14 protein-coding genes and 2 other annotated features are annotated in these 15,504 nt (G+C 52.9%); of the genes, 4 read left to right on the top strand and 10 right to left on the bottom strand.

What is annotated here, in order from left to right:
- The first annotated feature begins 145 nt into the window (after window positions 1–145).
- The gene (locus KNP67_RS04565; protein WP_029594587.1) at window positions 146–1,642 is read left to right on the top strand and encodes a potassium/proton antiporter; all 1,497 of its coding nucleotides are present in this window, start codon (window positions 146–148) and stop codon (window positions 1,640–1,642) included.
- A gap of 113 nt (window positions 1,643–1,755) precedes the next feature.
- Window positions 1,756–2,199: an Hsp20/alpha crystallin family protein gene (locus KNP67_RS04560; protein WP_021066003.1), complete on the top strand. Its 444-nt coding sequence runs from the start codon at window positions 1,756–1,758 to the stop codon at window positions 2,197–2,199.
- Between the two features lie 26 nt (window positions 2,200–2,225).
- Here KNP67_RS04560 and trpA read toward each other — a convergent pair whose 3' ends face one another.
- From trpA to trpD, 5 genes are read right to left on the bottom strand one after another with little or no spacing between them, the layout of a single operon-like run.
- Window positions 2,226–3,002, bottom strand: a complete 777-nt coding sequence (gene trpA, locus KNP67_RS04555) for a tryptophan synthase subunit alpha (RefSeq protein ID WP_029594586.1) — start codon at window positions 3,000–3,002, stop codon at window positions 2,226–2,228.
- A complete protein-coding gene (trpB, locus tag KNP67_RS04550) occupies window positions 3,002–4,183 on the bottom strand; it encodes a tryptophan synthase subunit beta (protein ID WP_021066001.1) in 1,182 nt (393 codons plus the stop codon). The genes trpA and trpB overlap by 1 nt, the downstream gene beginning before the upstream one ends.
- Complete coding sequence (locus KNP67_RS04545; RefSeq protein ID WP_214756063.1) at window positions 4,165–4,737, bottom strand: phosphoribosylanthranilate isomerase; 573 nt, start codon at window positions 4,735–4,737, stop codon at window positions 4,165–4,167. The genes trpB and KNP67_RS04545 overlap by 19 nt, the downstream gene beginning before the upstream one ends.
- Complete coding sequence (trpC, locus tag KNP67_RS04540; protein ID WP_214756061.1) at window positions 4,713–5,474, bottom strand: indole-3-glycerol phosphate synthase TrpC; 762 nt, start codon at window positions 5,472–5,474, stop codon at window positions 4,713–4,715. The genes KNP67_RS04545 and trpC overlap by 25 nt, the downstream gene beginning before the upstream one ends.
- Window positions 5,471–6,460, bottom strand: a complete 990-nt coding sequence (gene trpD, locus KNP67_RS04535; protein ID WP_214756057.1) for an anthranilate phosphoribosyltransferase — start codon at window positions 6,458–6,460, stop codon at window positions 5,471–5,473. The genes trpC and trpD overlap by 4 nt, the downstream gene beginning before the upstream one ends.
- A 56-nt stretch (window positions 6,461–6,516) precedes the next feature.
- Window positions 6,517–6,741: a binding site (T-box leader), on the bottom strand.
- 50 nt (window positions 6,742–6,791) lie between these two features.
- Window positions 6,792–7,021, bottom strand: a binding site (T-box leader).
- Between the two features lie 189 nt (window positions 7,022–7,210).
- Between trpD and KNP67_RS04530 the strand changes: the two genes are divergently transcribed.
- Window positions 7,211–8,578 carry an amino acid permease gene (locus KNP67_RS04530; protein ID WP_483298425.1) on the top strand — a complete coding sequence of 456 codons (1,368 nt, stop codon included), beginning with the start codon at window positions 7,211–7,213 and terminating at the stop codon, window positions 8,576–8,578.
- A gap of 96 nt (window positions 8,579–8,674) precedes the next feature.
- Here the strand turns inward: KNP67_RS04530 and KNP67_RS04525 are convergent, their stop codons facing one another.
- The 3 genes from KNP67_RS04525 to KNP67_RS04515 all read right to left on the bottom strand — a co-directional run bounded on the left by KNP67_RS04525 (window position 8,675) and on the right by KNP67_RS04515 (window position 11,649).
- Complete coding sequence (locus KNP67_RS04525; RefSeq protein ID WP_029594579.1) at window positions 8,675–10,210, bottom strand: murein hydrolase activator EnvC family protein; 1,536 nt, start codon at window positions 10,208–10,210, stop codon at window positions 8,675–8,677.
- Window positions 10,211–10,669: 459 nt separating this feature from the next.
- A complete protein-coding gene (locus KNP67_RS04520; protein ID WP_029594578.1) occupies window positions 10,670–11,035 on the bottom strand; it encodes a DUF423 domain-containing protein in 366 nt (121 codons plus the stop codon).
- Window positions 11,036–11,049: 14 nt separating this feature from the next.
- On the bottom strand, window positions 11,050–11,649 hold the full coding sequence (locus KNP67_RS04515; protein ID WP_029594577.1) for a trimeric intracellular cation channel family protein: 600 nt from the start codon (window positions 11,647–11,649) through the stop codon (window positions 11,050–11,052).
- A gap of 100 nt (window positions 11,650–11,749) precedes the next feature.
- Here KNP67_RS04515 and KNP67_RS04510 point away from each other — a divergent pair, with 100 nt between their 5' ends.
- Complete coding sequence (locus KNP67_RS04510) at window positions 11,750–13,387, top strand: ABC1 kinase family protein (protein WP_214756052.1); 1,638 nt, start codon at window positions 11,750–11,752, stop codon at window positions 13,385–13,387.
- Here KNP67_RS04510 and KNP67_RS04505 read toward each other — a convergent pair.
- Complete coding sequence (locus tag KNP67_RS04505) at window positions 13,326–14,918, bottom strand: GNAT family N-acetyltransferase (protein WP_051627664.1); 1,593 nt, start codon at window positions 14,916–14,918, stop codon at window positions 13,326–13,328. The two genes, KNP67_RS04510 and KNP67_RS04505, sit on opposite strands and share 62 nt — an antisense overlap.
- On the bottom strand, window positions 14,911–15,426 hold the full coding sequence (locus KNP67_RS04500) for a glycerol-3-phosphate acyltransferase (protein WP_029594574.1): 516 nt from the start codon (window positions 15,424–15,426) through the stop codon (window positions 14,911–14,913). The genes KNP67_RS04505 and KNP67_RS04500 overlap by 8 nt, the downstream gene beginning before the upstream one ends.
- Window positions 15,427–15,504: the final 78 nt, after the last annotated feature.

The raw sequence follows: 15,504 nt of genomic DNA, 5'->3' as shown, positions 1-15,504 counted from the left end.
CCTTTTTGATGCCCCTACTGTACCACATCTATATCCGATTATTCCAATGTGCATAATTCTCGATGCGTCATTTCTTAATTCATAACCATTTCATGGTATAATGAACTTAATAATACATGTAAATATCAACGTGAAAAAGGAAGTGATGTGTTTGACCGCACCGATTTTGAGTACTGATATTTTGATTTTATTATTCGGTCTGCTACTTGTCGCCGGCGTGTTGGCCACTCGCGTATCGACGCGTTTCGGCTTACCTGCCCTGATTTTGTTTATGGGCATCGGCATGCTGATGGGCAGCGATATTACTGGGCTGATTTTCTTCGATGACACCAACCTCGCTCAAATGATTGGGGTCGCGGCCCTCGTCGTCATCTTGTTCGAAGGTGGCTTACAGACGAAATGGTCGTCAATCCGGAGCGTGCTCGCCCCGTCCGCTTCACTCGCCACGATTGGCGTGCTGTTGACGACCGGGCTCATCGCTGTGGCCGTTCGTTTCGTATTTGGCTTCGACTGGGTGGAATCTTTCCTATTTGGCGCCATTATCGGCTCTACTGACGCGGCTGCTGTTTTCGCCGCCTTCAAAGGAAAGAATATCTCACCGAAAGTTGGTTCGACACTCGAAGCCGAGTCCGGCACGAATGACCCGATGGCGATGTTCTTGACGATTCTCGCCCTCGACTTCATGTTAAAACCCGACACGACGATTTGGGACGGTATTTGGATGTTCATCCTGCAAATCATTGTCGGCGCGTTCGTCGGTTACATGCTCGGAAACTTGTCCCGACTCATGCTCAACCATTTGCGTCTCGAGTCGAGTGGTCTGCACGCCGTCCTCATGATTTCGATGGCCTTTATGACGTATGGGGTCGCTGCTTACTTTGCCGGTAGCGGACTACTTGCCGTCTATCTCGCCGCGATGATTGTTGGGAATGCGCACACGGCCCATGAAGTGACAATCGTTCAATTCTCTAAGGCTTTGGCCTGGATCATGCAAATCATCATGTTCGTCATCCTCGGTCTGCTTGTCTTCCCGAGACAGTTGCTTGACCCCGAGCTCATCTGGAAAGGGTTATTGATTTCATTCATCCTGATGTTCATCGCCCGGCCGATTGCCGTCTATTTATCGACAATTAAGATGCAGTTTACCCACAAAGAAAAACTGTTTATCTCGTGGGCCGGACTGAAAGGCGCCGTGCCGATTGTCCTCGCTACGTTCCCGCTCATCGCAGGCATCGACAACGCCCAATTGATTTTCAACGCCGTCTTCTTCGTCGTCGTGACGAGTGCCTTGATTCAAGGAACGACATTAACACCGCTCGCGGCGAAACTCGATTTGCTCGGACCGGATAAAATTCGATCGCCCTATACGATCGCACTCGTCTCGAGCAAGCAATCGCAACATCAGCTCGTCCCTTACGTGGCGACCGAAGAATCATCAATGATTGGAAAAACGCTCGCCGATATCACCTTGCCACCGAACACGGTCGTGAATGCAATCGTCCGTCAAGACTATCTCATCCCGCCGACGGGCCAGACAAAAATCGAGCCAGGCGACTTGTTATACGTCCTCGCCTCGACGTATCGCCATGACCAACTCGATCGCAAGTTCGGGGAAGACGGGTTAGAGCGCGTCGAATTGTGATCCTCTTTTCTTCATCGAACTGTCACGTCGATTACGTTTATCCTTAGCTAAAAACGGACAGAGTAAAAGTGACAACACTTCTACTCTGTCCGTTTTTTGAAGGGGGAATTTGTATGTTCGATTTGACGCCATTCCGGAAGAATGAGCTCGAGCGATTGCGCAAAGATTTGTTCGGCGACGTCTTTGATCGGATGAATCAACTGTTCGATCCGAAAGACGGCGCGACGTCGTTCCTCGACTCGTTCAAACTCGACGTCCGGGACCAGGACGGCCAATACGTCATCGAGGCCGAGATGCCAGGTATCAAAAAAGATAACATTCACATCCGCTACGACAAAGACTATCTCATCCTCTCGGTCGACCAACGTGAAGAGAGGGAAGAAGACAAAGACTACGTCTATCGGGAACGCCGCGTCACATCGATGCAACGTTCACTCTATCTACCGAACGTGAAAGAAGATGCCATCAAAGCGAAACTGTCAGACGGCGTGCTCCACTTGACCGTACCGAAAGCCGATGACGGCTCGAGCACCCGCACCATTGAAATCGAAGAATAAATAAGGATCGTGCCGAGGCACGACCCTTATTTTTTTGCGTTGACCGTCCGCGCCGATGCAATCAACGTGGCCACGTCCTGTTCACGTCCCGCATGGAGCGCCTCGACGATGAAACTACCGACGACGACCCCGTCACAGGCTGACCCGAGCGTCCGGACCTGATCGGTGCGATGGACACCAAAACCGGCGAGCACCGGTACGGGTGAACGTGCCGTCAACGAACGCAAGTGCTCGAGTAACTCATCCGGGAACACGTCCGTCTTCCCGGTCGTCCCTTTGAGCGTCACCGCATAGACGAATCCTTCCGCCTGATCCAGAATCGTGTCGATGCGGGTCTGACTGCTCGTCAACGTGACGAGCGGTACGACCGCGACTCCGTGACGATCGATGCCAGCGAACAAATCGAGGCTCTCTTCAAACGGCAAATCGGGAATGATGACGCCGCTGACCCCAGACGCTGCCGCCCGCTCGAAGAAACACTCGACCCCGAACCGGAACACCGGATTCAAGTACGTCATCAAGACGATCGGCACCGAAAAACGACCCGTTCCTTCTATTAAACGGTCCAACACGTCCGTCAACGTCACACCTTGTTCGAGGGCGCGCATTCCAGCCGCCTCGATGATGGGACCGTCTGCCACCGGATCCGAGAATGGAATTCCGAGTTCGATGGCCGTCGCTCCCATCGCTTCTAGCCGTTCAATCGTCGGAATCAAGTGATCGAGTCCGCCGTCCCCGGCCATGATGTACGGGACGAACGCCGTCCCTTCACTCCGCTGTCGAATCGCTTCATCTAATCTCATCATTGAGTCACCCTTTCTCGAATCGTATGAACATCCTTATCCCCGCGACCAGATAGACAGATGACGAGCACGTCGTCCTCGTCCATCGTTTGGGCGAGCGTTTCCGCATAAGCGAGCGCATGCGATGACTCAAGTGCCGGAATAATCCCTTCTTGGCGGCTGAGCGACATGCAGGCTGCGAGTGCGTCCTCGTCCGTGACCGCCGCGTAGCGGACCCGTTCGATATCTTTCAAGAAGCTGTGTTCTGGTCCGACACCCGGATAGTCGAGTCCGGCCGAAATCGAGTGTGCTTCCTGGATTTGCCCGGCTGCGTCCTGGAGCACATACATGAGCGACCCGTGAAGCACCCCGACCTCGCCCTTCGTGAGCGTTGCCGCATGCTTGTCCGTGTCGACACCGCTCCCTGCTGCCTCGACACCGTATAAGGCGACTGTTTCGTCATTCAAGAACGGATAGAACATGCCCATCGCATTGCTACCGCCGCCTACACAGGCAACGACCGCGTCAGGGAGACGCCCTGTCTTCTCGAGCACTTGACGACGTGTCTCTGTCCCGATAACGCTTTGGAAATCGCGGACCATCGTCGGGAACGGGTGCGGTCCGAGCACCGACCCCATCACGTAATGCGTGTCATCGACATGTTTGACCCAGTAACGGAGCGCCTCGTTGACGGCATCTTTTAACGTTCGACTCCCCGACTTAACGGGAACGACTTTCGCACCGAGTAACTCCATTCGAAATACGTTCAATTCTTGACGTTCGACGTCGACCTCACCCATGAAAATCGTACATTCGAGATTGAGCAGCGCACATACCGTCGCCGTAGCGACCCCGTGCTGTCCGGCGCCTGTTTCGGCGACGACTTTTTGTTTGCCCATTCGTTTGGCGAGGAGCGCCTGGCCGATCGTGTTGTTGATTTTGTGGGCACCGGTATGGTTCAAATCTTCTCGTTTTAAATAGACATTCGTCCCGAGGCGGCGGCTCATGTTCTCCGCATAATAGAGTGGCGTTTCTCGACCGACGTATTCGCTGAGGAGATCGTTGAAGCGTTCCTGGAATTCAGGGTCTTGTTTCGCTTCCTCGTAAGCCACTTCGAGCTCTTCGACTGCTTGCATGAGCGTCTCCGGTATATATTTTCCTCCATACGGGCCAAATTTCCCGTTCACTGGTTGTGTGTACATGATGTTTCCTCCTTGGCACGTGTGATGAACGTGCGAATTTTATCGATATCTTTTTCTCCATCTGTCTCGACACCGCTTGAGACGTCGACTCCATCCGGTTGAACGTGGCGAATCGCGTCTTTTACATTACCTGCTGTCAAACCACCTGCAAGCCAAAACGGTCGCTCCGGGCGTTTTAATCGTAACCAATCGAGCGTTTCCCCGCTCCCGGGTACCGGTGCATCTAATAAAATGAGATCGGCCTCGGTGTCGGTGCTTGCTTCGATAATCGGAAGCCCGAACTGCCGAAACATCTCGAGCGGTAACGTGCGGTGATGCAGTTGGATATCGGTCAACCCACAGGTGATTGCCGTCTCCACCTCGTCAAGCGTCGGGTCGAGAAATACCCCGACGACACGAACGCGAGGCGGAATCAACTGCCGTAACCGCTTCGCCGTTGTCACATCAACTTGGCGCGAGCTGTTCGCGAACACGAAGCCGATTGCATCGGCGCCCGCTTCAACCGCAGCTGTCACACTTTCCTCTGTTTTCAATCCACATATTTTAACGAACACGTTTTCAACTCCTCAATCAACGCCGTCGGGTCGTCTTGCCGCATAAGCGCTTCTCCGACGAGAATGGCTTTAGCACCCGCTGCCTGCAATCGGCTTGCGGCTTCGCCAGTGCTGACTCCGCTCTCACTGACGAAGGCGACGTCTGGGTATTTAGTCATCAAGTCGATTGACGTATCAAGCGACACCTCGAACGTTTTCAAGTTGCGGTTATTGATACCGATTAAGACGTCCCCGATTTCAAGTGCTGTTTGGAGTTCTGCTTCATCATGTACTTCGACGAGGACATCAAGTCCAATTGTTCGCGCGTATTGCTTCAACGCGTACAGGCGTGTCGGATGTAACGCCGCGACGATCAACAAGGCTACACTCGCTCCTGCCACTTTCGCCCGGTCGAGCTGTCGTTCATCGATGATAAAGTCTTTGCAGAGGACCGGGATATCAACAGCGGCAGCGACTTGGCGTAAATCTTCGAATGAACCGTTAAAGTACGTCGTATCCGTCAATACCGATATCATCGTCGCACCGGCCCGTTCGTAAGCACGAGCCCGTTCGACCACATCGAGATCGGCCCGGATCACACCTTTTGACGGGGATGCTCGCTTGATTTCAGCGATGATATGGAACCCGTCAGCGACAAGTTCTTGTAACGAAATCGGTGTTGTCGCCGTAACCGCAATGTCCTGCATTTGGTTAACTTCTTCTATTTTCGTTCCAATGATTTTCGTCAAGTAGCTCATGCGCCCACCTCCGTTTTTTGTAATTGCTTCAAGACGTGGGAAGCATGGCCCTCATCGATGCTTCGGCTCGCTTCGGCCACCCCTTCACGTAACGTCTTAGTCGCGCCATATGTGCATAACGCGAGCGCCGCATTCAATAGGACGACGTCTCGGGCTGGTCCTGCCTCTCCGTTCAAGACAGCGACGAGCGTAGCGGCGTTCTCTTCTGGCGTACCACCTCGCAGCGCCGACAGCGGCGCCCGCATCAAGCCGACGTCTCGTGGGTCAACTTGGTAACGCGCCGTCTGATCACCGTCAAAGAAGAACACCTCGTTCGCACCAGCTAAGCTCGCCTCATCGAGTCCGCCGGCCCCATGGACGACCATTCCGCGCTCGACGCCGAGGTGGCGCATCGCCGTCGCCATCTTCTCGATGAGCGATGGATGGTACACGCCGATCAATTGCCGCTTCGGCTTGAGCGGGTTCGTCAACGGGCCGATTTGATTGAAGATGGTCGCCGTTGCGAGTCGTTTCCGGACCGGCATGACGTGTTTCATGACCGGATGGATGTGTTGGGCGAACAAGAAACTCAAGTTCGTCCGCTCAAGGTCGGCGAGCATCGCCTCATGACTTTGGACGATCGGGATATTCAATGACTCGAGGACGTCGGCACTGCCTGACCGGCTCGACACGCTGCGATTCCCATGTTTGGCGACCGGGATGTTGAGCCCCGCTAAGACGAACGCGACCGTCGAGCTGATGTTGAACGTGTTCGCCCCGTCACCGCCTGTGCCACAGACGTCGAGCACAGGGAGCGTCGTCTCGGGGAACGTTGCCGCCTCACGAATATAGTCAGCGAGTCCGGCCATCTCCTCAGCCGTCTCACCGCGCGCTTTCATGGCGAGTAACACCTCGGCGATTTGCGCTTCATCGGCTTGGAACAGCTCGGCCGCTGCCAGTTTCATTTCATTCGTCGTCAATGGGTTCGTCAATAGTCGTGTTAACATGTCCGTTCCTCCTCAAGCATTTTGGGTATAAAAAAACTCCATACGACGTCTGTCGTATGGAGGACGGTATGGACCGCGGTGCCACCTCTCGTTGGATCGATTGATCCCACTTTCCGATGCTATCACATCGTATCCCGATAACGGAGGAAACCGTCATGACCTACTTGATTCAGCCATGCTCTCATGAGCCCATTCACGTGATGGCCTCGGCCGGGATCCCACCACCCCCGGCTCTCTGAACGAGACTTGTTCACGCTACTCTTCTCAATCACTGATTTATGATGTGTTGAAACGAAAAAGGGTCACCCGCCCGACTCATAGCTTGCGCTATGAGAAGGACGAGTAACCCCGTGGTGCCACCTTCGTTGGTTCCGTAGAACCCACTTCACGGACAAACATCCGCTTTCCCATGGTAACGGTGGGTGACCCGCTAAAGCCTACTAAAAGTTTCGGTTTAGAGCTCGGAAGTCCATTCGCGACGTCCCGCATACTGATTCACACCAACCATCAGCTCTCTGTCATACGGGGACCGTCGTTACTTCTCTTCGTCGACGCCTTTATTCGTTTCAATTAAGTTAACTCGTACTATACAGGTCGAGAAACCTCCTGTCAAACAAAAGCATGTAAAAAAACTTTGCTTCTATAGGTGCGGCCGAATCGATACCGTCTTTTGCGATTTCGCGAGTTGACACTTGATTTTTTTGTCTGCTATAGTCGTCCCCAACAACACTTCACTCAACTAAAGGAGAATTGACTTTGGAAACTAGCAAATTAAAACGTGAACTGTCCACGCGGCAGTTGACGATGATTTCGCTCGGTAGCGCCATCGGGACGGGCCTCTTCCTCGGAAGCGGGCTCGCTATCCAAACGGCAGGACCGAGTGTGCTCGTCAGTTACGCCATCGGAGCCTTCATCGTCCTGTTATTGATGGGCTGTCTCGCTGAGATGACCGTCGCCCATCCGACCTCGGGCTCGTTCGGCACAATCGCCGAACGCTATGTCCATCCGCTCGCCGGCTTTTTGGTCCGTTACTCGTACTGGGTCGCCAACGTCCTCGCCATCGGCGTCGAAGTGAGCGCAATCGCCATCTATATGCGGTACTGGTTCCCCGACGTGAACGGATTCGTCTGGGTCGCCGTATTCGGCGGGTTGCTCATCTACGTCAACGCCCGGCACGTCCATACGTTCGGGACGACCGAATACTGGTTATCGTTCATCAAAGTGACGGCCATCATTCTGTTTATCGTCCTCGGTGCCGCCACGCTGTTCGGTCAACCCGGTTCACCAATCGAATCGATCACGACCGGCGATGAAGGTTTCTTCGCCTTCGGGTTTTACGGGATGTGGGTGACGATTTTCATCTCGCTCTTCAGTTTCCTCGGGACCGAGCTCGTCGCCGTCACGGCCGGCGAAGCGAAAGACCCGGACCGCGCCGTACCGAAAGCGTTGCGCGCGACTGTGTTCCGTCTGACGTTCTTTTATCTCATCACGATTGGGATCATGCTCATGCTCATCCCATGGCAGCAAGCCGGCATCGATCAAAGCCCGTTCGTTCTCGTCATGCAACAGTTCGACGTGCCTGGCGCTGCTGGCATTTTGAACTTCGTCATCTTAATCGCTGCCTTGTCGGCGATGAATGCACAGCTCTATGCGTCAACGCGAATGATGTATTCCCTCGCCGAGGCCGGTGATGCTCCGCGTCTCTTTAAAAAAGTCAGCACTAGCGGGATTCCAATGCCCGCCTTGCTCGTCTCTACAGGCGGAATCATTCTCGCGGCGCTGCTTCAAGTGTTCATGGAATCGTCGTATCCGTTCCTCATGGGGATCTCGATGTTCGGAGCCATCTTCACATGGTTCATGGTATTCGTCTCGCACCTGTTCTTCCGCAAAAAGTGGACAGGACGCAAATTACCGGTCCGCATGATCGGTTACCCGTTCTTGCCGTTACTCGGTGCCGGACTATTGCTCAGCCTCATGATCACGACATGGTTCACCGACTTCAATATTCTGCTCAAGTTCGGGATTCCGTGGTTGGTCGGATTGACCGTCATCTATCTCGTGCGTGAGCACTTCCGCAAAGCGAACGAACAATTAAACGACATCGAACAAGCCAACTGAAACAAGCGCCTGTCCGCAACGGATAGGCGCTTGTTTTTTGGTTTTGATGGGACACAAAACGAGAACCTGTCACGATTGACGGGTCCTCGTTGATCATTAGAAGAACTGACGTGGGTTGACTGTGCTACCCGCGCTCGTTCCTGAGTACGAGTAGCTGCCTTGATGAACCTCGAAGTGAAGGTGCGGGCCTGAAGAATTACCCGTGTTCCCAAGTGTCCCGATGTTCGAGCCTTGTGTCACACGTTGACCGGCGCTTACTGAGACCGAGTTCATGTGGGCATAGACCGTCGTCCAAACTTGTCCGTTGATGACGTGGGCAATCATGACGTGATTCCCGTATGCGCCACCCCAGCCGGCACGGATGACCGTTCCCGTTGCCGAGGCACGGATTGGTGTTCCGACAGGTCCAGCGATATCGACGCCGTTATGGAACGAGTAGCCGAATTGACCGCTTGCCGGTCCCCATCCTTGTGAGAAACGTCCCGTTGTCGGTTGAATGAACATTGCGCCCGATGGTGCCGGTGCCGATGTGGTCGGTGCCATCGGAGCTGGTTTAGGCGCTGGTGCCGGCGCCGGCTTTGGTGCTGGCGCAGCCGGTTTCGGTGCCGGTGTGCTATTTTGTGTCGTCTGGTTTGAAGATGAAGACGACTGGGTATTATTGTTATTGTTCTGCTGTTTTTGAGCTGCTGCTCGTTCTGCCTCGGCTTTAGCCGCTGCCGCTCTTGCTTCTTCTGCTTGACGGGCCGCTGCTGCTGCTTGCGCCGCTTCTGCTTGGCGAGCTTCTTCAGCTTTACGGGCTGCTTCTTGACGAGCCGCCTCTTCAGCACGACGACGCGCTTCTTCTTCCTCACGACGTTGCGCTTCAATCTCAGCCGCAATCGCTTCTTCTTGCGCGATTAACGTCGCTTCGATTTCTTGAAGGTCGAAGATTTGCGATTCGAATTTGATATTCTTGTCCTCGAGCTCTTTGATGCGAGCTTCGCGCTGTTTCATCTTCTTCTCGAGTTGAGCTTGACGTACTTCTAGCGCTTTTTGTTGCTTCAAGAGCGATGTGCGTTCTTCTTTAAGTGATGCTTGCGCTTCTTGTAACGATTGACGCGTCGCTTCATAGTCTTCAAACAACTCTTGGTCGCTTCGTTGAATCGTTCCGGCCGTGATCATCCGTGTGATCAAGTCCGAGAAGTTTTTCGAACCGAAGATGAACTCAGCCCAATTGATTGAGCCGCCGCCATTCGTTTGCATCGTGGCCATACGCTCTTTCATCATTGCTTCTTGAGCCTTCATCTTCTTCTCATAGCCTTTAATGTCAGCTTCGAGGTCTTCAATTTTCAACTCAGTACGCTTGATTTCTTGGCGTTTCGCTGCGACATCATTGATGATGTCTTGAAGTTGGGCATCCATCTTGTTGACTTCAGCTTGAACTTTCGAGATTTCATTTTTATTTTGCTTAATTTTCGAAGACGTATTCGATTGGTTCTGTTTGACGTTATTCCGTTGCTCTTGCACTTTCTTCTGCTGCTCTTGTTTCTCCTTGATTGACGTCGAGGCATCAGCCACCGAGTGCGTCCCAAGAAGAAGCGCGCTAAGCGTGAGTGTCGAGACGGTGCGTTTCCAATTGATCAATGGGGACATCCTTTCTATTGACGGGGTTAGGGTTCACGTACTATTTAAAGGTCAGTCGTTTTGCTATGTAACAAAAACGATTATTTTTTTAGTTTCAACACGACTAATTATATCGAAGTGTCGAATGTTTTCCTGTTAAAGTTATATTTCACTTTTATTACGACGAAGGGGTGGGAAACCTTATACGGCTCCCCACCCCTTTATATTTCAACATTTTTTCACTTTTCTTTTCTCGAAACATAGTTGTAATAATAGATGAAAATAGGAAATTATTGACCTTATATTAAAAAAGTATAATCCAGGTATTTTTCTAAGTCTAACCATTTCCAAAAAACGTAAAAAGGGCCTATTTAGTCTCTCGCTCCAGGCGAAAAAGGCTAAACGGGCCAATTGTTCGTCGGTGTGGAGACAAGGGGTCTCACACCTTGAATGATACAGGAAGACTGTTAATCAGACGTTAACGTTTGATTACAATTTGAATGCGCCGATGATGACGAACACCCATGCGGCGATAAACAGCACGCCACCAATTGGTGTGACCGCTCCAAGCTTCGTGATTCCGGTCAATGCCATGACATACAGGCTGCCTGAGAAAAAGAGAATCCCGGCAAACATGAGCCATCCTGCTGTGTTGAACTGGCTAATGCTCACTTTCATCAAAATGCTCGCTAAAGCGATGATGCCGATAGCGTGAATCATATGATAGAGCACACCGGTCTGCCAATTCGCAAGCATATTCGGTGCCAGACGTTCTTTCAACGCATGGGCCCCGAACGCACCGAACGCGACGCCGAGCGCCATTAAAGCGGCGCCAATAATAAGTAAAGCTTTCATCACTAATTTCCCCCTTATCGCACTTTACGTGCAGGTAAATTCCACTTTCGATAGTAGGATATCACTCGAAGCGCCGCAACGACAACAAGTAACGTATAGACAGGAAGTCCTCCTTCAAGACGGAAATAATATGTGACGACCGCGATAATGATCGCCCAAATCGCATATACTTCCGATTGTAGGACGAGAGGCTTTCGGCCGGCCAACAAATCACGGACGACCCCGCCACCGACACCCGTCAAAACGGCCGCTGCAATCGCGGCCGATAATGGTAAATCAAGCTTGATGGCGACCTGTGCTCCTTGAAACGCGAAGGCGACGAGACCGATTGCGTCCACGATGACGCCCCAGCGTTCCCAATGCGGCAAAACAACGTTTGGCAGCAGGAAGATGAGCAATGCGACAAGAAAACAAAGGATGAAGAGATCGTTTTGTTGCCAAATCAAACTGACCGGGTTTCCGAGCAAGACGTTTCGGATGGCCCCGCCACCGAAAGCTGTTGTGAAAGCGAGCAACCATACCCCAAAAATATCATATTTCTCGTCCATCGCGATGATGGCACCGCTCGCCGCAAACGCAATCGTTCCGACGACGTTGAGTAATTCCCACTCCATAAATATCCCTTGCCCTTTCTTTAAAGCATTCTGTGGTAAAGTTAAGATATAAAAAATCAGATCAGTCGAGCGACTGCTTGTAAAGGATGTCGGTACTTTTATGAAACGAATCGCCTTGTTCCGCATATGGATTATCGTCACGATGTTCGCCCGATTCATCATTAAAATTTATGCATTCTCCCGCAAACAGCAACAAGGTCTCGCGTCAACCGAAGAGTATGAGACGCTCATGTTGAACCTTGCCCGCGAGTATAAGCGGAACGCACTCCGGCTCGAAGGGCTGCTCATCAAGCTCGGGCAGTTTCTATCGATTCGGGCCGACTTGTTGCCTCCTTCTGTATTGAACGAGTTATCCGAGCTCGTCGACCGTGTCCCTACATCAGGCTGGGACAAGTCCCGCGCCATCCTGGAAGCAGAATGGGGCGTCCCGTATACACAAGTTGTGAAAGACGTCGGAATCGACGCCGTCGCCTCTGCCTCAATCGGGGAAGTGTATGGCGCGACGTTGCTTGAGAACGGGAAGCGCGTCGCCTTGAAAATCCAGCGTCCAGACATTGAAAAGATCATTCGGACCGACTTCAAAGCGATGCGAATCGTCACGACGATGCTCAAGCGGACATCGCTGGCAAAATCGACCGACTTAGATAGCTTATATCGCCAAATGATTTTTGTCATCGGGGACGAGTTAAATTTCCAAACCGAATTGAAAAACGCCCATTATTTCAAAGCGAAATACGCCGATAACCCCGACGTGTACATCCCGGACTATTATGACCACCTTTGTACGAATCGGGTGTTGACGATGGATTGGGTCGAAGCCCGCCGCATCACCGACCTCGCTTTCTTAAAAGAAAATAATATCGACCGCTCCGCACTTGCCAAACGGTTGTTCACGATGGCAGCCGAGCAACTGTTGTTCGGCGGACAATTCCACGCCGACCCCCACCCAGGAAACGTCCAAATCCGGGCCGACGGGACGATCATCCTGCTCGACTTCGGAATGGTCGGGTCATCGACTGCCCAAGACATGGCGACGATCCGTAAAATCTTGCAGGCGTTCATCTCGCTTGATTATGACGGTGTCGTCGACGGACTTGAGGACTTGCGTTTCCTGTTGCCGACGGCGAACAAGCATAACATTCGTCAAGCGCTTGAAAAAGCGGTCACGTTCTATTTAGAGACCGATATCGATACGGTCGATACGAAGCTGATCGAAAAAGTGTTGCAAGATATCCAACTGCTCGTCAAGAACGAGCCGATCCAACTGCCGGCCGAGTTCGCCTTCTTCGGTCGGGCCGCTTCGACGCTGCTCGGGATTCTGCAAATCCTTGATTCAAAAATCGATTTGTTTACGCTCGGTAAACCGATTGTCATTCAATGGCTCGAGTCCGATGGGACGACGATTCAGAACCGTTACGTCATGACGGCGCTCAACTACGGCAAGAAGTTGCTGAACGTCCCGCCACTCCTCGATAACTATTTGAAAGAGCCGACCCGGAAGCGCCTGTCCGAACAAGCGATGTTCCAACGTGAGCTCGAGTCGAAAGAACTGCTCCATCGTCAAACGTTCAACGCTGGCTTGATTATCCTCGGCCTTGTCGTCGGGCTATTCGGCTATCTCCGACCGGATGAGTGGCTGTTCTGGTCAGGTGGCGTCGTCTCGGTCATCGCTTATTTCAACTCAAGACGCCTCGGTCGAAAGATTCGTCATTTGGCCCGCCAAGATTTCCGCGTCTGAACCCGTCACTCCCTGGAGTGGCGGTTTTTTTCTGGAGCCACGTACCGATATAGGCGGCGACTTGCTGCAAATCCCGGTCGGTCGTCCATCCCATCGTGGAGACTTGGAGACAGTTCGCACGCCGCAAATAAACGCTCTCGTACTGCACTTGATAGCCATGGAACGCCAATTGATATCCTAGCTCAATCGAGGACAGTGTGTCTGGCAGCGCGAGCGAAAAAATGCCGGGCGCTTGATCGTCCCCGAGTTCAACCGATATACCGCGGCGCACCAGTTCATGTACGAACGCATCAAGTTTGGATTGATGGGTCGCAATCTCCGCGTCCGTCAGTTCGCGCAAGGCGACGTCCATCGCTTGAATGAGCGGGACCGATTGCGTGAAGGCGATTGGGTCATAGCCTGCCAAGTCTAAATAACGCGGAATCGACGGGTTCGGGACAGCTCGTTCTCGCATGGCGACAAACGCCAATCCAGGGGCATTTCGGAGCGCTTTGCCCGAGACGAACGTCACCAGATGCGCGAACGAATAGTCGGTCACTTTCGTCCCAACCACACTGATGGCATCAATCGCAATCTTCGTCGGATGTGTGTGTGCATACTTACGCAACTGGTCCAAATCGACCAGCTTCCCCGTCGACGTCTCGCAATGGACCGTCCAAATCCAATCTGGTGCATGTTGTCCGATTCGCTTTAAGTCGAGACGACGCCCAGCCGAAAGCGGGACGACATCAAATTCAAGACCAGCCCGATTGGCATGGTCAATCAGCCGCCGTCCGAACTCCCCTGTGTCGATGATCACGCCACGTCCGTGCAACTGGGCAGCGACGGCATCGTTCGCAATCGTCCCGCTCCCGAGTAATGTGTAAACATGAGGCAACTTGACGAGATGGCTCAGCCTCGACTGGACCGAATGGAGCAAACGGCTGGCCTCAGTCGACCGATGTGATACCGGCTGAGCGGCAAGCGCAGCGCGCACTTGATTCGACAGTTCGACGGGACCGGCGAGGAGTAACTTTGGCCGCAACGTTCGAGCGGTCTCTGACTGCATGAACCCAGAGCGCGTCAACTGCATCGGCACGTATAACGCCTCCGCCGTCCCGACCGGTTCTGCGAACGGGATAAACCCGAACCGTCGATATAGCTTCTGTTCGCGTACGGTTCCGCTGATGACAATCCCTTCCACACCCCGGTCTGTCGCTTCCATGAGCATCGCTCGCATAAGTCCGGCAAACGTCCTTGTGTTCCGATAGGAAGGCGTCACGGCCAATAGCCGGACTTCAATCCACTCTCCCGGCGGCAGCGTCACACCTTTTTGTTCAAGTGAAAACGGGTGTTCGTCACGGATGGCACACATGGCGACAAGCTGCCCGTCTGCCAATCCAATCCAGTATGTATTCGTATCATGGAAGCGATCGACGAGTCGTCGCTCCTCGTTCGGATGGTGTTGCGGGATTTCTTCGACAAACGTCTCATAGTTCAATCGATGAATCGCTTCCGCATCCCCCGGCGTCGCTCTTCGAAATTCAAGCACGTTGTTTCCCCCTTATATGATGGTACATGATCAAAATCATCGTCAAACTGGCCACACTGACATCTGTTGCGTCCCCCCAGGCCGCGAGCGGCAAGAGCATGAGCATGACAAGCCCCGTCTCGCGCGAGTTACGCGTCAGTTTGATGAGAATGAGCAACATGGCAAGTCCTGCTAAAAACCATAACGGGCTGTACGCTAATATAATTCCAGAAAATACGGCGTACCCCTTCCCACCGGTGCGAATATGCCACATCGGATAAATGTGCCCGAGCGTCAAGGCGAGTCCGGTCTCAAAAAAATATGGACCGCTGATTGACAACACGAGTACCGTCTTCAAGACGTCGAATCCGTAAACGAACAAGAACGCTCGCTTCCCGCCAATCCGTAACGCATTGCGGGCACCGGTGTTTCCCGACCCACTCGTTGCCAAGTCTTGACCGCTCCACCTGCCGTATAAGCGCCCGCCAAGTATACTGCCGACGACATAGCCCAAGATGATGACCCACATAGCGACCCCTCCCCCGTTGTAAAATTGTGTATGATTTTTGAAATCGGGTACCTTCTTAATGTGCACCTAGACGAAAGG

The organism is Exiguobacterium sp. s157, from assembly GCF_018618205.1.
In the GTDB taxonomy this organism is placed as follows: Bacteria; Bacillota; Bacilli; order Exiguobacteriales; family Exiguobacteriaceae; genus Exiguobacterium; species Exiguobacterium chiriqhucha.
This window is presented reverse-complemented; position numbering and strand designations above follow the sequence as displayed.